This window comes from Pseudoduganella sp. RAF19, assembly GCF_052114165.1.
GTDB lineage: Bacteria > Pseudomonadota > Gammaproteobacteria > Burkholderiales > Burkholderiaceae_D > Rugamonas.
The window spans coordinates 754,184-774,977 of the sequence record NZ_JBFREF010000005.1; the positions used below are offsets into that span (position 1 = coordinate 754,184).

General features: G+C 62.1%; 21 protein-coding genes. 14 read left to right on the top strand and 7 right to left on the bottom strand.

Annotated elements, in window-relative coordinates; genetic code table 11:
* Positions 1 to 14: 14 nt before the first annotated feature.
* Positions 15 to 830 (bottom strand): HDOD domain-containing protein, encoded by an 816-nt coding sequence (locus tag AB4Z19_RS16765; protein WP_442035648.1) that lies wholly within the window; start codon positions 828 to 830, stop codon positions 15 to 17.
* A gap of 197 nt (positions 831 to 1,027) precedes the next feature.
* Here AB4Z19_RS16765 and AB4Z19_RS16770 point away from each other — a divergent pair, with 197 nt between their 5' ends.
* The 3 genes from AB4Z19_RS16770 to AB4Z19_RS16780 all read left to right on the top strand — a co-directional run bounded on the left by AB4Z19_RS16770 (position 1,028) and on the right by AB4Z19_RS16780 (position 3,984).
* Positions 1,028 to 3,076, top strand: coding sequence for a M13 family metallopeptidase (locus tag AB4Z19_RS16770; RefSeq protein WP_442028542.1), 2,049 nt, complete (start codon positions 1,028 to 1,030; stop codon positions 3,074 to 3,076).
* A 9-nt stretch (positions 3,077 to 3,085) separates the two neighbouring features.
* Complete coding sequence (locus AB4Z19_RS16775) at positions 3,086 to 3,700, top strand: class I SAM-dependent methyltransferase (protein ID WP_442028543.1); 615 nt, start codon at positions 3,086 to 3,088, stop codon at positions 3,698 to 3,700.
* 68 nt (positions 3,701 to 3,768) lie between these two features.
* A complete protein-coding gene (locus AB4Z19_RS16780) occupies positions 3,769 to 3,984 on the top strand; it encodes a CsbD family protein (protein ID WP_442028544.1) in 216 nt (71 codons plus the stop codon).
* Here the strand turns inward: AB4Z19_RS16780 and AB4Z19_RS16785 are convergent, their stop codons facing one another.
* On the bottom strand, positions 3,985 to 4,644 hold the full coding sequence (locus tag AB4Z19_RS16785; protein WP_442035649.1) for a glutathione S-transferase family protein: 660 nt from the start codon (positions 4,642 to 4,644) through the stop codon (positions 3,985 to 3,987).
* A gap of 113 nt (positions 4,645 to 4,757) precedes the next feature.
* On the opposite strand from AB4Z19_RS16785, the gene AB4Z19_RS16790 reads away from it, so the two are divergent.
* A complete protein-coding gene (locus AB4Z19_RS16790) occupies positions 4,758 to 5,822 on the top strand; it encodes a rhodanese-like domain-containing protein (protein WP_442029193.1) in 1,065 nt (354 codons plus the stop codon).
* Between the two features lie 3 nt (positions 5,823 to 5,825).
* On the opposite strand, the gene AB4Z19_RS16795 is transcribed toward AB4Z19_RS16790, so the two are convergent.
* The gene (locus AB4Z19_RS16795; RefSeq protein WP_442029194.1) at positions 5,826 to 7,025 is read right to left on the bottom strand and encodes an MFS transporter; all 1,200 of its coding nucleotides are present in this window, start codon (positions 7,023 to 7,025) and stop codon (positions 5,826 to 5,828) included.
* A 72-nt stretch (positions 7,026 to 7,097) separates the two neighbouring features.
* Here AB4Z19_RS16795 and AB4Z19_RS16800 point away from each other — a divergent pair, with 72 nt between their 5' ends.
* Positions 7,098 to 7,889 (top strand): AraC family transcriptional regulator, encoded by a 792-nt coding sequence (locus tag AB4Z19_RS16800; protein ID WP_442035650.1) that lies wholly within the window; start codon positions 7,098 to 7,100, stop codon positions 7,887 to 7,889.
* Position 7,890: 1 nt separating this feature from the next.
* Here the strand turns inward: AB4Z19_RS16800 and AB4Z19_RS16805 are convergent, their stop codons facing one another.
* Positions 7,891 to 10,107 (bottom strand): alpha/beta fold hydrolase, encoded by a 2,217-nt coding sequence (locus AB4Z19_RS16805; RefSeq protein ID WP_442028679.1) that lies wholly within the window; start codon positions 10,105 to 10,107, stop codon positions 7,891 to 7,893.
* A 159-nt stretch (positions 10,108 to 10,266) separates the two neighbouring features.
* Here AB4Z19_RS16805 and AB4Z19_RS16810 point away from each other — a divergent pair, with 159 nt between their 5' ends.
* Together AB4Z19_RS16810 and AB4Z19_RS16815 are read left to right on the top strand one after the other, a co-directional pair.
* A complete protein-coding gene (locus AB4Z19_RS16810; RefSeq protein ID WP_442035651.1) occupies positions 10,267 to 12,000 on the top strand; it encodes a S8 family serine peptidase in 1,734 nt (577 codons plus the stop codon).
* Entirely contained in the window at positions 11,981 to 12,247 is a 267-nt protein-coding gene (locus AB4Z19_RS16815; RefSeq protein WP_442029157.1) for a hypothetical protein, read from the top strand. Before AB4Z19_RS16810 ends, AB4Z19_RS16815 begins: the two co-directional genes overlap by 20 nt.
* A gap of 92 nt (positions 12,248 to 12,339) precedes the next feature.
* Here AB4Z19_RS16815 and AB4Z19_RS16820 read toward each other — a convergent pair whose 3' ends face one another.
* On the bottom strand, positions 12,340 to 13,716 hold the full coding sequence (locus AB4Z19_RS16820) for an MATE family efflux transporter (protein ID WP_442029156.1): 1,377 nt from the start codon (positions 13,714 to 13,716) through the stop codon (positions 12,340 to 12,342).
* A 132-nt stretch (positions 13,717 to 13,848) separates the two neighbouring features.
* On the opposite strand from AB4Z19_RS16820, the gene AB4Z19_RS16825 reads away from it, so the two are divergent.
* Genes AB4Z19_RS16825 through AB4Z19_RS16835 form a run of 3 tightly spaced genes read left to right on the top strand, consistent with a single transcriptional unit; the run spans position 13,849 to position 15,840 of the window.
* On the top strand, positions 13,849 to 14,565 hold the full coding sequence (locus tag AB4Z19_RS16825; RefSeq protein WP_442035652.1) for a beta/gamma crystallin-related protein: 717 nt from the start codon (positions 13,849 to 13,851) through the stop codon (positions 14,563 to 14,565).
* Between the two features lie 48 nt (positions 14,566 to 14,613).
* Positions 14,614 to 15,534 carry a DnaJ C-terminal domain-containing protein gene (locus AB4Z19_RS16830; protein ID WP_442026342.1) on the top strand — a complete coding sequence of 307 codons (921 nt, stop codon included), beginning with the start codon at positions 14,614 to 14,616 and terminating at the stop codon, positions 15,532 to 15,534.
* 3 nt (positions 15,535 to 15,537) lie between these two features.
* A complete protein-coding gene (locus AB4Z19_RS16835) occupies positions 15,538 to 15,840 on the top strand; it encodes a chaperone modulator CbpM (RefSeq protein ID WP_442035653.1) in 303 nt (100 codons plus the stop codon).
* A 53-nt stretch (positions 15,841 to 15,893) separates the two neighbouring features.
* Here the strand turns inward: AB4Z19_RS16835 and AB4Z19_RS16840 are convergent, their stop codons facing one another.
* Together AB4Z19_RS16840 and AB4Z19_RS16845 are read right to left on the bottom strand one after the other, a co-directional pair.
* The gene (locus AB4Z19_RS16840; protein ID WP_442026340.1) at positions 15,894 to 16,364 is read right to left on the bottom strand and encodes a hypothetical protein; all 471 of its coding nucleotides are present in this window, start codon (positions 16,362 to 16,364) and stop codon (positions 15,894 to 15,896) included.
* Between the two features lie 102 nt (positions 16,365 to 16,466).
* Entirely contained in the window at positions 16,467 to 17,384 is a 918-nt protein-coding gene (locus tag AB4Z19_RS16845) for a LysR family transcriptional regulator (protein WP_442026339.1), read from the bottom strand.
* Positions 17,385 to 17,491: 107 nt separating this feature from the next.
* Between AB4Z19_RS16845 and AB4Z19_RS16850 the strand changes: the two genes are divergently transcribed.
* From AB4Z19_RS16850 to pncB, 4 genes are all read left to right on the top strand, one after another.
* Positions 17,492 to 18,106, top strand: a complete 615-nt coding sequence (locus tag AB4Z19_RS16850) for an FMN-dependent NADH-azoreductase (protein WP_442026338.1) — start codon at positions 17,492 to 17,494, stop codon at positions 18,104 to 18,106.
* A 76-nt stretch (positions 18,107 to 18,182) separates the two neighbouring features.
* Positions 18,183 to 18,671: a nuclear transport factor 2 family protein gene (locus AB4Z19_RS16855; RefSeq protein ID WP_442035654.1), complete on the top strand. Its 489-nt coding sequence runs from the start codon at positions 18,183 to 18,185 to the stop codon at positions 18,669 to 18,671.
* Positions 18,672 to 18,716: 45 nt separating this feature from the next.
* Positions 18,717 to 19,574: a cysteine hydrolase gene (locus AB4Z19_RS16860; protein WP_442026336.1), complete on the top strand. Its 858-nt coding sequence runs from the start codon at positions 18,717 to 18,719 to the stop codon at positions 19,572 to 19,574.
* 12 nt (positions 19,575 to 19,586) lie between these two features.
* On the top strand, positions 19,587 to 20,777 hold the full coding sequence (pncB, locus tag AB4Z19_RS16865; RefSeq protein WP_442026335.1) for a nicotinate phosphoribosyltransferase: 1,191 nt from the start codon (positions 19,587 to 19,589) through the stop codon (positions 20,775 to 20,777).
* Positions 20,778 to 20,794: the final 17 nt, after the last annotated feature.

Here is a 20,794-nt window from a genome sequence, read left to right on the forward strand (position 1 = left end):
ATATTTTCAAGTTGTCAGCCGATCAACTCTTCCAGGCCTGCGCTCAGCTCGTCCAGCGGCGGCATTTCGTCGATCAGGGCGTTATCTTCCAGACCCAGGCTCTCCGCCACGTCGGTCGGGTAGCAGGCGGCAATTTCCTCGGCGCCCAGCTGGTTCTGGTCGACACGGGCGCGCCAGGCGGCCAGGTGGACCACGGCGGCCAGGGCGTTGTCTTCCGGGGCCGGGAAGGCGGCGATCGTCTCGGAGAACACTTCCGGGAACTTCCAGCGACGGGCCAGTTCGGCGCCCACGTCGGCGAAGCTGTAGCCGAAGGAAGCCATTTCGGCATCCAGGCGGCGCGAATCCATCGGACCGGCGATCTTATCCAGCTGCATGGCCTGCTCCGGCATGGCGGCGTGGATCACCAGCTGGCCAATGGCGTGCATCATGCCGATGGTGAAGGCGAGGTCGGTGTTCTGTTTGGTCTGGCGGGCAATCCATTTGGCGCCAACGGCGGTGCGCAGGCTGTAGCGCCAGAACTGGCGCAAGTCGAGGCCCGGCACCGTCTTGAAGCCGGATACCAGACCGGAGCTGATGACCAGGGTACGCACGGTCACGAAGCCCAGCATCAGGACCGCGTCTTCCACCGTGCCGATGCTGCGCGAAACGTGGTAGTAGGCGGAGTTGGCCAGACGCAGCAGCTTGGCGCTCAGGACCGGGTCGGTGGAGATTTTCTTGGCAATGTCTTCGGTCGAGACACTGGCCTTGTCGAAGCTGCTGATCAGTTCATCGACGACTTTGGGCGCTGTTGGCAGGGCGGTCGGGTGCTGGAACAGGGCTTCGAGTTTCATGGATATCTCCCAGAGTGATTTTGGATGTTGCCTCAGGTGAACTATATAGCGATTCCATCCGGGTTGGGACACAATTTGCGCGGCCAGTCCCCGGATTCTGCATTCTGTCGCATCGCTGTCGCGTTTTCCCGGCTGAGCCGTTACAGTCCACCCTGGCTCACCACGCCATCAATTTTTAAAACTACAAGGGACCAAACATGCAAGTTTCCTTCCGTTGGACGCCGATCACGAGCGCCATTACCCTGGTGCTGTGCGGCGCCACCCTGGCTCTGACCCCGGCGATTGCGCGGCAAACCGCTGCGCCGCAAGCCGCGCCGGCCGCAGCCGTCCTGCCGGGCGACGACTTCTTCGCCTACGCCAATGCCGACTGGCTTTCCAAGAATGAAATCCCGGCCGACAAAGGCACCTGGAGCTCCTTCGGTGCACTGGCCGATGCCACCAACCAGCGCATTGCGCAGCTGATCGACGAACTGGGCGCCAAGTCGCCGTCCGGTGACGCGCTGCGCGTGTCCAGCTATTACAAGAGCTTCATGGACGAAGCGGGCATCGAAGCCAGGGGCGCCGCCGTGCTGAAGCCATCGCTGGACAAGATCGCCGCCATCAAGGACAAGGCCGGCCTGACCCGCGCCCTGGCATCCACCGTGCGCGCCGACGTCGATCCGCTGAATTCCACCAATTTCCAGACCGAAAACATCTTCGGCGTGTGGATCGCGCAAGGCCTGAACGACTCCGACCACTACATGCCGTACATCCTGCAGGGTGGTCTGGGCATGCCGGACCGCGCCTACTACCTGGAAGAGAACGAACACATGGGCCGCCTGCGCACGGCCTATCAGGCGCACATCGCCGCCATGCTGAAGCTGGCCGGTTTCTCCGAGCCGGAAGAGCGCGCCGCCCGCATCTTCGCGCTGGAAAAGCGCATCGCCCAGTCGCACGCAACCCGCGAAGATTCGGCGGATATCCAGAAGGCTAACAACGTCTGGTCCGATAAAGACTTCGCCGCCAAGGCGCCGGGCATGGACTGGAAGGCCTTCTTCCACGCCGCCGGCCTGGACAAGCAGAAGAAGTTCACCGTCTACCATCCGACCGCCGTTGTTGGTGCGGCTGCCCTGGTGCAGGACGTGCCGCTGCAGGACTGGAAAGACTACCTGGCCTTCCATACCGTGAACCACGCCGCGCCGGTGCTGCCGAAAGCCTTCGTCGACCAGCGCTTCGAGTTCTACGACAAGTCCCTGTCCGGCGTGCAGCAGCTGTCGCCGCGCTGGAAGCGTGGCCTGGCTTCGCTGAACAACACCCTGCCTGACGCTACCGGCAAGATCTATGTCGAGAAGTATTTCCCGCCTGAGGCGAAGAAGCGCGTGCAACAGATGGTGGCCAATATCGTGCAAGCCTTCCATCAGCGCATCGACAAACTGGACTGGATGGCGCCAGCCACCAGGAAGGAAGCGCAGGAGAAGCTGCGCACCCTGTACGTGGGCGTGGGCTATCCGGACAAGTGGACTTCCTACAATGGCCTGAACATCAAGCTGGGCGACGCTTTCGGCAACCTGGATCGTTCGGAAGAATTCCACTACAAGCAGGAACTGGCCAAGCTGCACCAGAAAGTCGATCCGACCGAATGGTGCATGCCGCCGCACCTGGTGAATGCGGTGAACATGCCGCTGCAGAACGCGCTGAACTTCCCGGCCGCGATCCTGCAGGCGCCGTTCTTCGATATGTCCGCCTCCGACGCGCATAACTACGGCGCAATTGGCGCGGTGATCGGCCACGAAATCAGCCACAGCTTCGATGACCAGGGCGCGCAGTTCGACTCCAAGGGCCATCTGCGTGACTGGTGGACCAAGGCTGACGGCGAGCACTTCCAGAAAGCTGCCGGCGCATTGGTGGCGCAGTACAACGCGTACGAGGCATTCCCTGACCTGCACCTGAACGGCCAGCTGACCCTGAGCGAAAACCTGGCTGACCTGGCCGGCCTGTCCGCTTCGCTGGACGCTTACCACGCATCGCTGGGCGGCAAGCCTGCGACCATGGAAGGCGACCGCGAATTCTTCCAGGGCTTCGCAGCCAGCGAGCGCAGCAAGCAGCGTGAAGCATCGCTGCGCCGCCAGGTCGCCACCGACGGCCACTCGCCAGGCAAATGGCGCACCTACACCGTGCGTAATATCGACGCATGGTATCCGGCCTTCGACGTGAAGCCAGGCCAGAAGCTGTACCTGACGCCTGAACAGCGCGTGCGCGTCTGGTAAGCTGAGGGGATGGACGATATCGAGCAGATTACCCGGCGCACGCTGGAGCACTACGAACGCAATGCCCAGGCCTTTTTGGAGGGCACGCGCGATCATGATGTCAGCCAGAATGTGTCGGCCCTGCTCGGTGCGATTGAGGGAGCGGCGCCGTTCCGCATCCTCGACCTTGGTTGCGGCCCCGGCCGCGATCTTCGGACGTTCAAGGCCATGGGCCACGAGCCCATCGGCATCGATGGCGCCGCCCATTTCGTCGAGATGGCGCGGCGCTGGAGTGGCTGCGAGGTCTGGCATCAGGATTTCGTCAACCTGCAGCTGCCGCCCGAACACTTCGACGGCATTTTCGCCAACGCTTCACTTTTCCACGTGCCCAGCGCAGCTTTGCCGGAAGTGCTGAAGCGCCTGCAGGCCGCGCTGAAACCGCGCGGCGTGCTGTTCAGTTCCAATCCCCGCGGGCACAACGAAGAAGGCTGGAACGGTCCCCGTTACGGCAGCTATTACGACTACGCGAGCTGGGAAGCCTATTGCATCGCGGCAGGCTTTGAACCCGTCCATCACTATTACCGTCCGGCAGGGCTACCGCGCGAACAACAGCCATGGTTGGCCAGCGTTTGGCGCAAGTGTTAGATCCCGAACGGATGGAAACAATTCCGGTTCGTATGATTTCCTCTCAGCTTAACTAAAGGAGAGCAATCATGAACAAGGACCAAATCAAGGGTAAGGCCAAGGAAGTGGGCGGCAAGATCCAGGAAGAGGCAGGCGAACTGGTCGGTAGCTCGAAGCAGCAAGCCAAAGGCATGGCAAAGCAGGCCGAAGGCAAGCTGCAGAAGAAAGTGGGCGATGCCCGCGAAGCTGTCGATGACGCAACCGATGACCTGATCGAGCGCGGCAACCGTCAGGGTCGTCCTTAATCAATCGCGATCCGGCGCGCCCAGCGGGAAGAAATGCCTGTAGGGGCGCGCCTCATCCACGGCGCGTTTGAACGACGGGCGCGCCATCAGCCTGTTCCGATACGCAATCACATTGGCGAACTTCGGATCGATCCGGTGCGTCCAGTCCGCATAGAACAGGAAAGGACCGGCGCCGCAGTCGGCCATACTGAATGCCTCCCCAGCCGCCCAGGTGCGGCCCTCCATATGCTTGTCCAGCCAGGCATACGACGTTTCCAGCATTGCCTTCGCTTCCTCAACCCCCAGCGCATCGCGCTTGTCTTCCGGACGCAGCACGTTGTACACGCAGCGCTGCTGAGGCGTGGAAATGTAGTTGTCGAAGAAGCGGTCCATATTGCGCACTTCCAATGCCTTGCGCGGATCATCCGGCAGCAGCTTCACCGGCCCGGGATAGTTGAGTTGCAGGTATTCGATGATGGTGCTGGCTTCGGTCACCACCTTGCCTTCATCCTCCAGCAGCGGGAATTTTTTCAGCGGCCAGACCTCTGACAGGTGCTGGTAATTCTCCGGCTGTTCGGGCGTCAGCAGCTTCCATTCGAACGGTGTGCCGTTCTCATAGAGTGCAGTCAGCACTTTCTGGCAGTAGGACGAGAAGGGGTGAGCATACAGTTTCAGCGACATGGTCGTTCTCCTTTTGGTGGGTAAGTATCCCACGACGAAGCAGCCTGGCCGAAATCGACATTTAAATAGCTGCGCGTTGTAAACTGGAATTTCTCGTCAATCGGAGCGCCGCCATGATTTTCCGCCAGCTATTCGACGCCACGTCGTCTACCTACACCTATTTGCTGGGCGACAGCGGCGAAGCGCTGCTGATCGATCCGGTCTACGAGCAAGCCCCGCGCGATCTGGCTCTGCTGCAGGAGCTGGGCCTGAAACTCATCGCCACGCTCGACACCCACGTGCACGCCGACCACGTCACCGGTGCATGGCGGCTGCATCAGCGCTGCGGCAGCCGTATCGGACTGGCGGCGGCAGCGGAAGCGTCGCTGGTGGATATGCCGCTGAAGCAGGGCGACCGCGTTAATTTCGGCGCGCGCTACCTGAGCGTCCGCGCCACGCCCGGCCACACCAATGGCTGCCTGACTTATGTGCTGGATGACGAAAGCATGGCCTTCACCGGTGACAGCCTGCTGATCCGCGGCTGCGGACGGACCGATTTCCAGCAGGGCAGTCCGCAGCAGCTGTTTTCTTCGGTGCGCGAGCAGATCATGTCGCTGCCGAGGGAATGCCTGCTCTATCCAGCCCACGACTACCGCGGCATCACGGTATCCAGCGTCGGCGAAGAGTGCCGCTTCAATCCGCGCCTGGGTGGCGATGCGGACATCGGCGATTTCAGCGGCTATATGAACAACCTGAATCTGCCGCATCCCAAGCTGATGGCGGTCGCGGTGCCCGCCAATATGCGCTGTGGCCAACCGGAAGGCGAGGCGCCGCCACTGGAAACACCGGACTGGGCGCCGCTGACCCTGCGTTTCAGCGGCGTGTGGGAAATCGAACCCTTGTCGCTGCTGGAGCACGCGCCGCAAGCCCAGATCGTGGACGTGCGCGAAGCATCCGAATTCATCGACCAGCTAGGGCACCTGCAAGGCGCGCGCCTGATGCCGCTATCCAAGCTGATGGACCGGGTCGATGAACTGGACCGCGAAAAGCCCGTGGTCGCCGTCTGCCGTTCCGGCGCCCGTTCGGCGCAAGCCTGCGTGCTGCTGACCAAGGCCGGCTTCCCGCAAGTCGCCAATCTGGCGGGCGGCATGCTGCGCTGGAAGGTCGAAGGTCTGCCGGTGGCGGCAGACCCGGTTTGACGATCAGGCGCGGCGTGCGCCTTTTGGCAGCAGGGCCGCCACAAGGCCGAGCAGCGGCAGATAGGCAATAGTCTGGTACACGAAAGCGATGCTGGTGCGGTCGGCAAAGATGCCCAGCAGCGCAGCACCCAGGCCGCCCATGCCGAACGCGAAGCCAAAGAACAAGCCGGACACCATGCCGATTTTTCCCGGCATCAGTTCCTGCGCATAGACCAGGATGGCGGAGAAGGCGGAAGAGAGCACCAGACCAATCACAATGGTCAGCGTCGTCGTCCAGAAAAGATCTGCGTGCGGCAGCAGCAGCGCGAACGGCGCCACCCCAAGGATCGACACCCAGATCACCGGCTTGCGGCCGATGCGGTCGCCAATCGGCCCGCCTGCCACAGTGCCCACCGCGGACGCAAACAGGAAATAGAACAGGTGCAGCTGCGCGTTCTGCACGCTCAGTCCGAAGTGTTCGATCAGGTAGAAGGTGTAGAAACTGGTCAGTCCCGCCATGTAGAAATACTTGGAGAAGATCAGCACCAGCAGCACGGCGATGGCGCCGATCACCACATTACGCGGATAAGGCGAAGCAACTGCTGCCTTCTTCGCGCCTTGATTGGCCTTCTGATGCGCCGCATACCAGCGGCTAACCTGCAGCAGCACGAAAATTCCCGCCAGCGCGATCAAGCCAAACCAGGCTACGCTGCGCTGGCCGAACGGCACGATCACCGCCGCCGCCAGCAGCGGACCAATGGCCGTGCCCATATTGCCGCCCACCTGGAACATGGACTGCGCGAAGCCATGCTGCCCACCCGAAGCCAGGCGCGCGATGCGTGTCGATTCCGGATGGAAGATGGAGGAACCGATACCGATGCAGGCCGCAGCCAGCAGCACCACGCCAAATGTCGGTGCAATCGACAGCAGCAGTAAGCCGATCAGTGTGGACATCATGCCGAAGGGCAGCGAGTAAGGCAGCGGACGGCGGTCGGTGAACAGGCCAACCAGTGGCTGCAGCAGGGACGCGGTGAGCTGGTAAGTCAGCGTGATCAGGCCGACCTGGGCAAAGCTCAATGCGAGTCCCGTTTTCAGGATGGGATACATGGCCAGGATCAGTGACTGCATCATGTCATTGACCATGTGGGCGCTGCTGATAGCGCCAAGAATGCCGAGGGCGGGCCTGGCTTTCTGCGATTGGGAGGTGAGAGTAATGGTAGTCATGGGCACATTATGAGAAAATTCACCATGCCTGTCTTACGATATTCGACCACAAACCATCGCAAAAAGGACATCATGCCAGCGCGTCCGCCAAAACCGCTTTCCGAGTCGCTCAAGGAGATCGAGGCAGTGCAATCGCCCATTGCCGGCCGCGCGACCGATTATCCCGCGGGCTGGCACATCAAGCCGCACCTGCATTCCAAGCACCAGATGATTTACGCCGTACGCGGTGTGATGGTAGTGAAAACCGAAGCCGGGCGCTGGGTCGTGCCGCCCACGCGCGGCATCTGGATGGTGGCCGGCATGATGCACGAAATCTGGTGCATTGGCGAGGTGCATATGCGCAGCCTGCTGGTGGCGACCGATGCCGCGCGCAATCTGATGGAAGTCACGCAGGCCGTCGGCATCTCGCCCCTGTTGCGTGAACTGATGCGCGCGGCGATGGACGTGAAGCAGCCCTATCTGCCGGGTACACGCGACGGGCGCCTGATGCGGCTGATCCTCGATGAAGTACGCGCCTTGCCGGTGCTGCCGCTGCACCTTCAGTTGCCTTCCGATCCACGCCTGCTGCGCATTTGCGAACTGCTGCAACAGCGCCTGGACGATTCGTCGACCATGGCCGATTGGGCCAGGCGCCTGTCGCTGGACATGAAGACGATCCAGCGCCTTTTTACGAAAGAAACGGGAATGACGTTTGGCCAGTGGCGCCAGCAGGCGCGCTTGCTGCGCGCGCTGGAATTGCTGGCGACAGGAGAGAAGGTGATTGATGTGGCGCTGGCGCTGGGCTATGAAAGCCCCAGCGCCTTTTCCACCATGTTCCGCAAGCAGTTCGGCCAGTCACCCAGCCAGTTCTTTGCGGAGGGATGAATCAGTTCGATTCCGGGTGCAGGTTCTTGCGGAAGAAGGCGTCGATATAGGCCTGAACGTGGCGCTTGGCGACACGCGAGGACACACCGTGCTTGGCGCCCGGATAGGTCATCAGCTCGAACTGCACGCCGCGGTTGACCAGCGCGTCGATCATCTTGGTGGTGTTGGTGAACAGGACGTTGTCGTCGGCCATGCCGTGCAACAGCAGCAGCTTGGACTTCAGGCCGTCCACGTGGGAGAACACGGTGGAGTCCTTGTAGCCATCAGGGTTTTCGGATGGCTTATCCATGAACTGCTCGGTGTAGTGGGTGTCGTACAGGCGCCAGTCGGTCACCGGAGCGCCCGATACGCTGGCCGCAATCTTGTCCGAGCCCTGCGACAGCAGGCGCAGTGCCATGAAACCGCCGAAGCTCCAGCCGTACACGCCAACGCGCTTCGGATCGACGTAAGACTGCGTGCCCAGCCAGTCGATGCCGGTCAGCTGGTCTTCCACTTCCACCTTGCCCAGGTTGCGGTAGTTCGCATCGGTGAACACGCGCTCGCGGCGTGCGGAACCGCGGTTATCCAGGCGGAACACGACGTAACCCTGCTGCGCCATGTACTGATCGAAGTGGCTGCCTTCCCACGAACGTTTCACGTATTGCGAGTGCGGGCCGCCGTAGGTGGACACGTACACCGGATACTTCTTGTTCGCGTCAAAATGCCATGGCTTGATCAGCGAGTAGTACATGGTCTGGCCATCCTTGGACTTCATGCTGCCGAATTCCGTTGGCAGCAGATCCGCCTTGTACTTGTAATACGGGTGCGATGCGTTGATCTCATTGTGATCCACCCACGCCACGAAAGCGCCATCCGGACGGCGGATCGAAACCTGCGGCGGATTCGAAGGATCGGACCAGGTGTCCACGAACACTTCGCCATTGCGCGAGAACGAAGCCTCATGCCAGCCGTCGGCCTGGGTGATGCGCTTTGGCTTGTCGGCATTGGAGCCGTCCAGATTCAGCACATACACCTGCTTGTCGTACACGGCATCCTTGTTGGCGGCCACGTAGACCTTACCCGCTTTTTCATCCAGCGCCAGCACATTGTCGAAGCCCCACTCGCCCTTGGAAATGGCGTGCAGCAGCTTGCCGTTCATATCGTACAGGTACAGGTGATTGCGGCCGGTGCGCTCAGACGACCAGATGAAGCCTTTGCCCGTTTTCAGGAAGCGCAGGTCGTCGCTGATGGTGGTCCAGGTCTTCGACGTCTCGCTCAGGATCGGGCGCTGCGCCAGCGAGGCGGTATCGACCGAGATCAGCTCCAGCGTTTTCTGATCGCGCGACTGGCGCTGGAAGAACAGCGACCTGGCGTCTTCGCTCCAGTCGGCACGCACCAGGTAGATATCCTTGTTGGCGCCCAGGTCCACATCGCGGATCACGCCGGTTTCAGGCGATACGATCTTCAGGCCCACGATCGCATTCGGATCGCCGGCGGCAGGGTAGCGCTGCTCGACCACGTCGGTGCGGTCGGCGTAGATTTCGAAGCGGCGTGCCACCGGCACTTGCGCTTCGTCGTACCAGCGGAAGGCGATGGCGGAATCGTCCGGCGCCCAGTAGTAACCGGTGAACTGATGCATCTCTTCCTGCGCCACGAATTCGGCTTCGCCGTTATGTACGGTGCCCTTGCCGTCAGTGGTCAGCTGGCGTTCCTTGCCGGTCTTCAGGTCGATCACGTACAGGTTCTGGTCGCGCACGAAGGAAACGTAGCGGCCCTTCGGAGAAATCTTCGGATCGATCACATTGCCGGAGGCGACCATGCGCGCCTGGTCCGGCTTGGACAGGTCAACCAGGTACAGATTGCCGGCAATCGGCACCAGCAATTGCTTGCCGTCCGGTGACCAGCTGTAGCTGATGATGCCTTTCAGGGCGGCGGTGCGCTCACGCTCGCGGCGTGCTTTTTCGGCATCGGACAGATTCTCTTCCGGGACCAGCACTTTGGAGTCGACCAGGCGGCGCGTGGTCTTGTCCTTCATATTGTATTCCCACAGGTCGAGCTGGAACTGGTTGTCTTCGCGGCCACGCAGGAAGGTCACGCGGGCGCCGTCCGGCGACACTTTCAGCGCGCGCACGCCGGCGCCGGAAAGGGCGGGGTCGGACTGAATTCGATCAAGGGTAAGACGGTCGGCGGAGGCGGAACCGGCGGCCAGCAGGGCCAGGAAGGAGAGGATGAAACGCATGTGTGTCCCGATGTAATTGGTGATTTACGGATCGCAAGACAATACCAGAGAGCGCACCTCCGGATATTCGGAATCATCATGCAATCTCCAACTTTCGTTTGGCCGCAGCGGTAGACAGGCGCATACTCCTTCCACAACTTTCGGAAAAGGAGGCGGGACATGGCGACCAGATCCAAATCGAAGGGATGCAAACTGTCGGCCAGCCTGGCGGCAATGGTGGTGGCGCCAACGCGGCGCAAGGCGCTGGGCGACACGCTGACGCTGGCGCTGCGCAGCCTGCAGCCGTCGGCGGAACAAACGTATCACGTGCTGGTGCGCTGCAAGGACGGGGCGCCCAAATCGATTGCCGGCGTGCCGCTGGTGTGGGGCAGCGGCGACGTGGCGACCGCAATTGTCCCGGCCAGTAAACTGATGCGCTTTGCCGGTTCGCCCGATGTGGAGCGCGTGTCCGCGCCGCGCCGCATGAAGCCTCTGGATATCGCCGTGCCGCTGGCTGGCGTGCCGAAGTTCATCAAGCAGAATAAGGTCAGCGGCAAAGGCGTCGTCCTCGGCATTGTGGACACGGGCATCGATCTCACCCATCCTGCATTTGCCGGCCGCGTGCTGAAGATCTGGGACCAGGAAATCGCGGGGCAGGGTCCCGGTCCGGGCTACAGCGCTCTGGGCAAGGTGCTGACCGGCGCGGCGATGACGGCCAGCGAAGATACCGAAGGCCACGGCACCCACGTGGCGGGGATTTGCGGTGGCCAGGGCGATCCTTATACCGGCATTGCCACCGGCGCGGACTATCTGATCTGCAAGACCAATTTCGAGAACAGCGCCATCGTGGAAGGCGTACGCTGGATTTTCGCGGAGGCGAAAAAGCTGGGCCGGCCATGCGTGGTCAATCTCAGCCTGGGTGGCCATTTCGATGGCCACGACGGCAAGGACGATATGAGCGTCGCCATCAGCGATGAATGCGGGCCGGGGCAACTGGTGGTGGCGGCGGCGGGCAATGAGGGCGGCGATCCTATCCACGTCAATCAGCTGGTGAATGCGCGCAGCCCGGCCAGTTTCGACATCAAGGTCAATGCGCGCAGCGAAAAGGAACCTGCACCGTATTTGCTTTTCAACGGCTGGTATTCGGGCAAGGGCGTTTGCGAAGTGCGCGTGACGGGGCCGAATGGCGATGCGACCAAGTGGCAGGGCCTGATCGCCGATGATCCCGGCGCGACCAAGTACACGGTCGGTTCGGACTCCGTGACGATCGCATCGCCCAATGCGCTGGCGCCCAATGGCGACCGGCAATTCGTGATCGAGGTGGCGGGTAATAACAATGGCCCGGTGCTCGGTGGCACCTGGAAGCTGGAGGTGCGGCGCAAGAGCGGCACGCCGGGCCAGCTGCATGTGTGGCTGCTGCTCGATCCATCTGCGCCCAATTCGGGGCGCTTTGCCGATCCCACGTTTTCTTATCTGATCGGCTCTCCCGGCTCGGCGACGGACGTGGTGACGGCAGCCAGCTACACCTGCCGCAATGAGTGGAACGATCTGGCGGGCGAGCACGAAACGGTGGGGCTGGTGTTGAATACTGTGTCGGAATTCAGCAGTCCCGGGCCTCTGCGCAACGGCCGTCCCAAGCCTGACGTCACCGCACCAGGCGCCATGATCGCTTCCTGCCTCGCGTCGGCGGCGCAGGCCGACCAGCGCTTCGTCATCGCCAAGCGCTATCAGCTGATGGCCGGCACCAGCATGGCCACGCCATTCGTTGCCGGCTTACTGGCCCTGCAACTGGAACTGAAGCCCAGGCTGACGCCGGCCCAGGCCAAGGCGTGGCTGAAGTCCCACTCGAAAATACCGGGCAGCGCGGCAGGCAAGCATGATGTAAAGTGGGGGTATGGCCTCATCAAAATTTGACGCGGCACTCTGCCTGCACTGCGTGAACCATGGCGGCGAAGCGGTGCAGGTTTCAGTACGCCTCCACAGCACATTGACGGACGAAGAAGTGGCCAGGTTCCAGCAACTGGGCCTGGCCGATGCCGACACGCGCCGCCACATCCTGTTCGGCCGCCTGTCGCCGGACGCGCTGCAATCACTGAACGACTCGCCTAAAGTCGCCAGCCTGTCGCTGGTGCAGAAATCGCAGCCGAAAGGCGGCGCTTAACGCTGCAATGGCGCTGCAATGGCGCTGCAATGGCGCTGCAGCTGGCGCTGATGCGTTGGGCGGATCTGTTGAGGGCGCCGAACCCTTCCGGCTCAGGTCCGCAGTCGCTGCATCGACAGCCGATGCAATGACCAGGTCAGCAGCACGGCCGCAATCGTCAGCCCCACTACCAAACCAATCCAAAAACCACTGGCCGCCATCGGCTGCGCCGGTGCAAACGGCACCCAGGCAGGCGCCAGTCCCAGAATCCACCCCATCGGCAGCGCGAACACCCAGAACGCCAGCAGCTGGATCACCATCGGCTGCCGTGTCACCTTATAACCGCGAATCGCGCAAGAGGTCGACACCTGCGTCGCATCCGACAGCTGGAATACCGCCGCAAACAGCAGCAGCTGCACGCACAGCGCCTGCACTGCAACATCATTGGTGTAAGCCGCTGCGATCTGATGCCGGAACACCGCAATGAACACCGCCGACAGCACACCGAAACCCAGCGCCATCGCCACGCCCACCCATGACGCAAAGCGTGCCCGCACCGGATTGCCTTCGCCCATGGCCTGCCCCACGCGGGTCACCGTGCCGATGCCAAAGCTGAGCGGCACCATGAACACCAGCGAAGAAAAATTCAGCGCAATCTGATGCGCCGACACCTGCTCCACGCCGAAGCGCGCCACCATCAGGCTGACCGAACCGAAGGCGCTGACTTCCGCAAAATAGGTGATGCCGATCGGCAGGCCAAGGCGCAGCATGCTGCGGATTTCCGGCCAGTGCGGCCATTCCCAATGCGTGAAAGGATAAGTCTGGCGGTAAGGATCGGCAATGCGCACCCACACCAGCATGGCGCCCAGCATCAGCCAGGTGCAGCAGGCGGTGGCGATCGCGCAGCCGATGCCGCCCAATGCCGGCATGCCAAAATGGCCGAAGATCAGCACCCAGTTCACGCAAACGTTGAACGCCAGCCCAAGCAGCGCAATCACCATCACGGGCTTGGTCTGGTTGATGCTGGCGCTGTAGCCGTACAAAGCGCGGTAAGCTGCATAAGCGGGCAGGGCGCTGCTGATGATGTGAACGAACAGCGATGCACGCCGGTTCACTTCCGGCGCCATTTGCAGGTGGTCGAACAGCAGCGTCGACAGATTGGCGAACAGCGCCGCCAGCAGGCCCACTCCCAGCGCCTTCCACAGCGCCTGCCGCACAGTGTGGGGAATCGTGCCGAAATCGCCGGCGCCCACCTCGTGTGCTACAACGGTATTAATCGCCATCATGATGCCGGTGACGGTCACGATGGTGATGGACCAGATCGAGGCGCCCAGGGACACCGCCGCCAGCTCGGCGGCGCTGGAATGGCCCGTCATCGCCACGTCGGCCACGCCCATGCCCACGGTGGCCACCTGGCCGACCAGTACAGGCCAGGCCAGCTTCCACAGGCCGGCGGCTTCGGTACGGAAATGGTCGAGCGTAAACTTCATGGGCGGCTTTGCAAAAAGAATATGATTCTACTGGAGTAGGAAATTGTTACAAGGTCCTGTATGCTCACGGCCCCACGGCCGCGTTGGATGCGTAATGGCGCCGCGCGGCGACAGCAACACTATGGAGATAACATGAAACGCCTGATGATCCTGGCCAGCCTTGCAGCAGGTCTGGCCGCACAAGCCGCCAATGCGGCGGAAGTCACCTTCTTTGCCGGCCCCAATTTCAGCGGCCAGCAAGTCACCATCCGCGGCGGCAGCAACGACTTCGTTGGACTGGGCTTCAACGACCGCGCCTCCAGCATGATCGTGCGTTCCGGTTCCTGGGAAGTGTGCGAGCACCGCGACTTCGGCGGCGCCTGCGCTGTGTTTGGCCGCGGCGAGTACCCGAACCTGGGCCGCTTCAACAACGTCATCTCCTCCGCCCGCGAAGTGGAAGGCGGCGGCGGTGGCTACCGCGACGACGAGCGCCGCGAATGGCGCGAACGTGAGCGCAATCGTGAACGTGAACGCGAGGAATGGCGCGACCGCCGCGACCGTGATGGCAACTGGCAGGGCGGCTACCACAACGGCAATGGCTGGCAGGGCGGCGGCTATCAGGGCGGCGCTGCCGTTGAACTGTTCGACGGCGACAACTTCAGCGGCCGCGCCATCGGCATCAGCGGCGACATCCGCACCCTGACCGATGTCGGCTTCAACGACCACGCCAATTCCATGGTGATCCACGAAGGCACCTGGGAACTGTGCGAACACGCCGACTACCGCGGCCAGTGCCAGGTGTTCGGTCCGGGCCAGTACAACCTGCGCAATCTGCGCGACCGCCTGTCGTCCTTGCGACGCGTCCGTTGATCTTCTGCTAAGCTGTGCTCTCCCGGATCTTCACCTGGAGAGCACGCCGTGGAATACAAGGACTACTACGCCGCGCTGGGCGTCGCCAAGACGGCCAGCCAAGACGAGATCAAGAAGGCCTACCGCAAGCTGGTGCGCAAGTACCACCCGGACGTGAGCAAGGAACCGGATGCGGATGCCAAGACCAAGGAGCTCAACGAAGCTTACGGCGTCTTGAGCGACCCCGAGAAAAAGGCCGCCTACGACGAGCTGGGGCAGGGCGGCTACCGCGCCGGCCAGGAGTTCCGTCCGCCGCCGGACTGGGGCTCCAGCTTCGAAGGCGATCCCAGCGACTTCTTTGCCGACCTGTTCGCCCATGCCGGCAGACGGCGCGGTGGCGGTGGCGGAGGCGGCAGCTTCCGCATGCAAGGCAGCGACAGCCATGCCTCCATCCAGATCGACCTGCATGACGCCTACCACGGCGCCACGCGCACCATCAGCATGCGTGTGCCGGAAATGGATGCGCAGGGCCGCGTGGTTACACGCGAAAAAACCCTCAACCTCAATATTCCCAAGGGCGTCACGGAAGGCCAGCAACTGCGCCTGAGCGGGCAGGGCGAGCCGGGCATGGGCGGCGGCGAGCCGGGCGATCTCTACCTGGAAATCAGCTTCATGCCGGACACCCGCTTCCGCGCCGAGGGCCGCGATGTGTATGAAACGGTGCCCGTCACGCCATGGGAAGCCATGCTGGGCGGCGAAATCGAAGTGAGTACGCCGTCCGGCCGCGTGACCGTGACCGTGCCGCCGAAAAGCCAGACCGGCCGCAAGCTGCGCCTGAAAGGACGCGGCATTCCGGCGAGCGGGCCGAATGGCACGGCGGGCGATCTCTACCTGATTCTGGAAGTGGTGCTGCCGCAGGCCGACAGCGACAAGGCGCGCCAGCTCTACGAGCAAATGGCGCGCGACCTGCCATTCAATCCACGAGGCTAAGACATGAACTCCATCATCAATTGCGTGTTGCTGGACGAAGCGGCACTGACTCTGGAAGAACTGGCCCGCGCCTGCGCGGTGGAACCGGAATGGGTGGTGCACCGGGTGCACTCAGGCATTTTGCTGGGAGGCACGGACGCGCAGCCGGAAGCCTGGCGTTTCACCAGCGTCGATCTGGTCCGTGCAAGGAATTTGCGCCGCGTTGAACAGGACTTCGATGCCAACGAAGACCTCGCGGCGCTGGTGGTCGATCTGACCGAGGAGGTGCAGCGCCTGCGCACGCACCTGCGCGCCCTCCACGGCTGAGCACGTGTAGCATTTCGGGTCAGGCGCCGAATGCGACACGGCCTCGTCAGTCGTTAGCGCGACTGGTCTTTGCCGCCGCCACGCGAACCGCTGGTTTCGCCACGCGACTGGTTGCCGGTGCTTTGCTGGCCTGCGCCGCGGCCCGACTGCTGATTGCCGCCGGTCAGGTTTTCACGCTGGCCTTCGGCCTTGTTGCCGGACTGCTGGCTACCTGATTGCTGGCGCCAGTCGTCCGAATTCTCGCGTGAGCGGTCCGACTGCTGGCTGCCGCCCGGATTGCCCATGCCGGAACGTTGTCCGCCTTGCTGGGTCTGGCGTGCGCGCTCGTCTTCGTCCTCAGCCGTCAGCTGGCGGCCTTTGCGCTCGGACTGCTGGCTGCCTTGGCTGCCGCTCTGCTGGTTCTGCTGGCTGACCTCGTTCTGGTCGTCGCGCATGCTTTGATCGTCGCGGCTGCCCGAGCTGCCGGCGCCACTGCTTTGGCGGCTGCTGCCGCTGCGATTGCCTTGCTTGTCCTGTGATGCCATGATCCGTCTCCTTTCATTTCGTGGTGAAGGTAGAGGTCATGCTAGGCCGCTGACCATGCGAGGTGTGTCGGCGCACGCGCCGCGGATTTGTAGGACCAGCAGCTAGAAAGGATGCTGAGGCAGCTTGTGGTCGAGCTGGATGAACTGCTCGCGCAGCCACTTGCCGGCAGGCCCCAGCTCATCGTCGCCGCGATGGATCACGTACAAGGGATATAGCAACTCACTGCCTTCCTGTACGTGCAGACGCACCAGATAGCCGGCCTTCAGGTCGTCCGCAATCATGGCTTCAGGCATATTGCCCCAGCCGATACCGCCGCGCAGCAGGGCGTGCTTGGAGCCGAGGTCGCCCAGCCGCCAGTCGCGCAGCGCCTGCACGCCGAAGTCCTGGCCTTGCGTGAGTACGCTGCGGTCGGTCACCACCAGCTGCAAATGCTCGCGCGCCACGCTGGTCGGAATCACGCCTTCGATCTGCGCCAGCGGATGCTTGGGCGAGCACACCGGCATCATCTTCACGTGGCCCGCCGCGTGGCGCTCCAGGTCCGCGCCTTGCGCCATCTGCCACCCGGCCACGCCAAGCTGGCAGCGGCGGTCTTTCACCAGCTGGGTCACCGCGCCCAGCGCTTCCGTGTGCAGACGCAGGGACACGGTGGGGAACTCCTGCTGGAAGGATTCGAGGATGCGCACCAGCAGGCAGGTGGGGAACATGATGTCCACCACGATCGACACTTCCGGTTCCAGGCCTTGTCCCAGCGCTTTCGCGCGCGAACGCATGCCGTCAACTTTGCTGGCCACGGCGCGCGCATCGGCCAGCAGGGCCTTGCCTGCTTCGGTCAGCACGGGCTTGCGTTTGCTGCGGTCGAGCAGTTCGATATTCAGCTGCTCTTCCAGGTTGGCGATGGTGTAGCTGACCACCGACTGGGTGCGGTGCAGGGCGCGCGCGGCATGGGCGAAACCGCCGTGGTCGATCACGGCAATGAAGACGCGCAGCTGTTCGAGAGTGGGAAGGCCGGGGTCACGCATATCAAGAAAATCGATGCTATCGATTGATAAAAAGGGGATTTCCTCGATATTAAACGCGATCTATGATGACTGCAATCACTCACCAATTCCCTGAGGAGTTCCAAAACATGGCAAATATTCTTCACATCAACAGCAGCGTGCGCAGCGAAGGTTCCCTGTCCCGTCAACTGTCGACCGAATTCGTAGCAAAATGGAAAGCCGCTAACCCAGCCGGCACCGTTACCGAGCGCAATCTGGCGATCAATCCAGTGCCTCACCTGACCGAGCAGATGATGGGCGCCTTCTTCACCCCGGCCGAAGCGCGCAACGCGGAGCAGGCTTTCGCGGTGAAGACTTCCGACACCCTGGTTGACGAAGTGCTGGCTGCTGACGTGATCGTGATCGGCGCGCCAATGTACAACTTCTCCGTACCGTCGAACCTGAAGGCATGGATCGACCACGTGGCCCGCGTTGGCCGCACCTTCCAGTACGGCGCCAATGGTCCTGAAGGCCTGGTCAAAGGCAAGAAGGTGTATGTGTTCACCGCATCCGGCGGCGCGTACAGCGAAGGTCCTGCAGCGGCATACGACCACCTGACCACCTTCCTGCGCACCTTCCTGGGCTTCATCGGCCTGACCGACGTGACCTTCATCCGCGCTGAAGGCGTGGCCATGGGCGAGCAGGCGGTTGCCGACGCCATCGCCAAGAGCCGCAAGTCGATCGACGAACTGGTCGCTGCGTAATCTGATTCTCCCCTGAGTATTCCCCTGGGCAGGCAAGCCGCTGGCTTTCCTGCCCCTTTTTTATTATGCTGGCAACATGAATAAACTCATCATTGCCAGCCTGCTGTACTGCGCCACCGCAGCCATCGCCGCCCCCGCCAACAAGCCGGAAGAGATCAAGGCCATCACCCAGATTGCTGAAGATTTCCAGTCCGCGCTGAAGACCAAGAACCACAAGCAGCTCGCCTCGCTGATGCTGAATCCGAACATCCTGTTCACTTCCCCTGCGTCGGACGAGTATGTGCGCCGTGCGCGCGAAGAGTCCGATCCGAACACGGATGGTGTGCGGGCTGGAGGCTTCCATGATTTCGCCGGCTATCTGAAGCGCGAAAAGCGCGCGGTGGAAGAGCGCTTCCACAATGTAAAGATCACGCAGGACACTGATCTGGCCTGGATGCAGTTCGACTATGAATTCGTTTTGGACGGCAAAGTGCAGAACGATGGCGTGGAGGCCTGGCAGCTGGTCAAGCGCGATGGCAGATGGAAGATCTATTCGGTGACCTGGTCCTTCAATCCCCGCAACTGAGCCGCGGCGGGTATCATGTAGCGATATGTTCGTCCCGGAGACTTCATGAAACGCCTGCATTTGCTCATCATCGACCCGCAGAACGACTTCTGCGATCTGCCCGCGAGCTATCTGCCAGAGAATCCCGCCACGCGCGCTGCGCATGCGCCCGCGCTGCCTGTGCCGGGCGCGCATCAGGACATGCTGCGTCTCGCAGGCCTGATCAATCGCGGCCGCAACGGCATCTCCGCTATCACCGTCACGCTGGATTCGCACCACCGCTACGACGTCGCCCATCCGACTTTCTGGATTGCCGGCGATGGCGGCCCGGTTGCGCCGTTCACGCAAATCTCCGCAGCCGCCGTGCGCGCGGCCGGCTATACGCCGCGCGACCCGGCAGCGAAAGCGCGCGTACTCGAATACCTGGACGCATTGGAAGAAGCCGGCCGCTACCAGCTGATGGTCTGGCCCGTCCATTGCGAGATCGGCTCCTGGGGCCATAACGTGCACGAAGACGTGCGCGAAGCCTACAACCACTGGGAAGACCAGAAGCTGGGCATCGTCGACAAAGTCACCAAGGGCTCGAATCCATGGACCGAGCACTATTCGGCCGTGATGGCCGAAGTGCCTGATCCAAAAGATCCCGGCACGCAAATCAATAAACGCCTGATCGACAGCCTGGCTGGCGCCGACCTCATTTTCATCGCCGGTGAAGCCAGCAGCCACTGCGTGAAGGCCACCACCGAACACCTCGCCGATCACATCGATCCGGCAAAGCTCGTCCTCATCACCGACTGCATGAGCGCCGTGACTGGCTTCGATCGCCAGTACCACGACTTCATCCAGCGCATGCAGCAGCGCGGCGCGCGCCTCGCCCAATCCGGCGACGTGCTGCAGGAGCTGCTGGTGAACGCGGGCCGATAAGAAAGACCAATCATGATTCCAGTAGTACGCAGCCTGCTCGAAACCGATCTGTATAAATTCACCATGTGGCAGGCGCTCCTGCATAGCCACCCCAATTCGCACACCGAATACGAATTCGTCTGCCGCAACAAGCCGGCGTTTCCGCTGGCCGAGCTGAAAGAGGAAGTCGAAGCGCAGCTGGATCATCTCTGCTCCATGACCTTCAGCGAACAGGAACTGGCCTACCTGCGCTCACTGCGCTACATGAAAAGCGACTTCGTGGACTTCCTCACGGTGTTCCGCTTCCAGCGCAAATTCATCACCGTCACCACGGATGGCGACACGCTGCAGATTCTCGCCGCCGGTCCGCAAGTGCACGTGATGGCCTTCGAGATCTTCGTGCTCTACATCGTCAATGAACTGTACTTCCGCCGCTTTGACCAGAAGGCCGCGTGGGATGAGGGCTGCCGGCGCCTGGGCGAAAAGATCAAGGCACTCAAGGCTTTCGGCAGCGAGACGCCATTGCGCAATCCTTTCGAGCTGTCCGACTTCGGCCTGCGCCGCCGCTTCTCCGCGCAATGGCATGATGAAGTGGTGCAGCGCCTGGCGCGCGAAGTGCCGGAGTATTTCAAGGGCACATCCAATGTCTATCAGGCCTACAAGTTCGGCCTGATCCCGATCGGCACCATGGCGCACGAGTATATGCAGTCGTTCCAGGCCTTCGGCGTGCGTCTGCGCGATTTCCAGAAGGCCGCGCTGGACGCCTGGGTGCATGAGTATCGCGGCGATCTCGGTATCGCGCTAACCGACGTTGTCGGCATGGATGCCTTCCTCGACGACTTCGACCTCTACTTCGCCAAATTGTTCGACGGCCTGCGCCACGATTCGGGCGATCCGATTGAATGGGGTGACAAGGCCATCGCGCACTACCTCTCATTGCGCATCGACCCGAAGACCAAGCGCCTGGTGTTCTCGGACGGCCTCGATTTCAACTCCGCCTTCCGCATCTACAAGCACTTCGCCGACCGCATCATGGTCGGATTCGGTATCGGAACCTGGCTCACCAACGACATGGGCCTGACGCCGCTGAACATCGTGATGAAGATCGTCCGCTGCAATGGCCAGTCGGTGGCCAAGCTGTCCGACTCGCCAGGAAAGACCTTGTGCAAGGACGAGACTTTCCTCGCATACCTGCGCCAGGTGTTCCACCATACTGCGAGCTGAGCGGCTGCTCATGCGCA

Excerpts from the sequence above, each read along its gene's own strand:
- AB4Z19_RS16765 (WP_442035648.1), bottom strand. The coding sequence starts at position 830 with ATGAAACTCGAAGCCCTGTTCCAGCACCCGACCGCCCTGCCAACAGCG.
- AB4Z19_RS16770 (WP_442028542.1), top strand. The coding sequence starts at position 1,028 with ATGCAAGTTTCCTTCCGTTGGACGCCGATCACGAGCGCCATTACCCTG.
- AB4Z19_RS16775 (WP_442028543.1), top strand. The coding sequence starts at position 3,086 with ATGGACGATATCGAGCAGATTACCCGGCGCACGCTGGAGCACTACGAA.
- AB4Z19_RS16780 (WP_442028544.1), top strand. The coding sequence starts at position 3,769 with ATGAACAAGGACCAAATCAAGGGTAAGGCCAAGGAAGTGGGCGGCAAG.
- AB4Z19_RS16785 (WP_442035649.1), bottom strand. The coding sequence starts at position 4,644 with ATGTCGCTGAAACTGTATGCTCACCCCTTCTCGTCCTACTGCCAGAAA.
- AB4Z19_RS16790 (WP_442029193.1), top strand. The coding sequence starts at position 4,758 with ATGATTTTCCGCCAGCTATTCGACGCCACGTCGTCTACCTACACCTAT.
- AB4Z19_RS16795 (WP_442029194.1), bottom strand. The coding sequence starts at position 7,025 with ATGACTACCATTACTCTCACCTCCCAATCGCAGAAAGCCAGGCCCGCC.
- AB4Z19_RS16800 (WP_442035650.1), top strand. The coding sequence starts at position 7,098 with ATGCCAGCGCGTCCGCCAAAACCGCTTTCCGAGTCGCTCAAGGAGATC.
- AB4Z19_RS16805 (WP_442028679.1), bottom strand. The coding sequence starts at position 10,107 with ATGCGTTTCATCCTCTCCTTCCTGGCCCTGCTGGCCGCCGGTTCCGCC.
- AB4Z19_RS16810 (WP_442035651.1), top strand. The coding sequence starts at position 10,267 with ATGGCGACCAGATCCAAATCGAAGGGATGCAAACTGTCGGCCAGCCTG.
- AB4Z19_RS16815 (WP_442029157.1), top strand. The coding sequence starts at position 11,981 with ATGGCCTCATCAAAATTTGACGCGGCACTCTGCCTGCACTGCGTGAAC.
- AB4Z19_RS16820 (WP_442029156.1), bottom strand. The coding sequence starts at position 13,716 with ATGAAGTTTACGCTCGACCATTTCCGTACCGAAGCCGCCGGCCTGTGG.
- AB4Z19_RS16825 (WP_442035652.1), top strand. The coding sequence starts at position 13,849 with ATGAAACGCCTGATGATCCTGGCCAGCCTTGCAGCAGGTCTGGCCGCA.
- AB4Z19_RS16835 (WP_442035653.1), top strand. The coding sequence starts at position 15,538 with ATGAACTCCATCATCAATTGCGTGTTGCTGGACGAAGCGGCACTGACT.
- AB4Z19_RS16840 (WP_442026340.1), bottom strand. The coding sequence starts at position 16,364 with ATGGCATCACAGGACAAGCAAGGCAATCGCAGCGGCAGCAGCCGCCAA.
- AB4Z19_RS16845 (WP_442026339.1), bottom strand. The coding sequence starts at position 17,384 with ATGCGTGACCCCGGCCTTCCCACTCTCGAACAGCTGCGCGTCTTCATT.
- AB4Z19_RS16850 (WP_442026338.1), top strand. The coding sequence starts at position 17,492 with ATGGCAAATATTCTTCACATCAACAGCAGCGTGCGCAGCGAAGGTTCC.
- AB4Z19_RS16855 (WP_442035654.1), top strand. The coding sequence starts at position 18,183 with ATGAATAAACTCATCATTGCCAGCCTGCTGTACTGCGCCACCGCAGCC.
- AB4Z19_RS16860 (WP_442026336.1), top strand. The coding sequence starts at position 18,717 with ATGAAACGCCTGCATTTGCTCATCATCGACCCGCAGAACGACTTCTGC.
- pncB (WP_442026335.1), top strand. The coding sequence starts at position 19,587 with ATGATTCCAGTAGTACGCAGCCTGCTCGAAACCGATCTGTATAAATTC.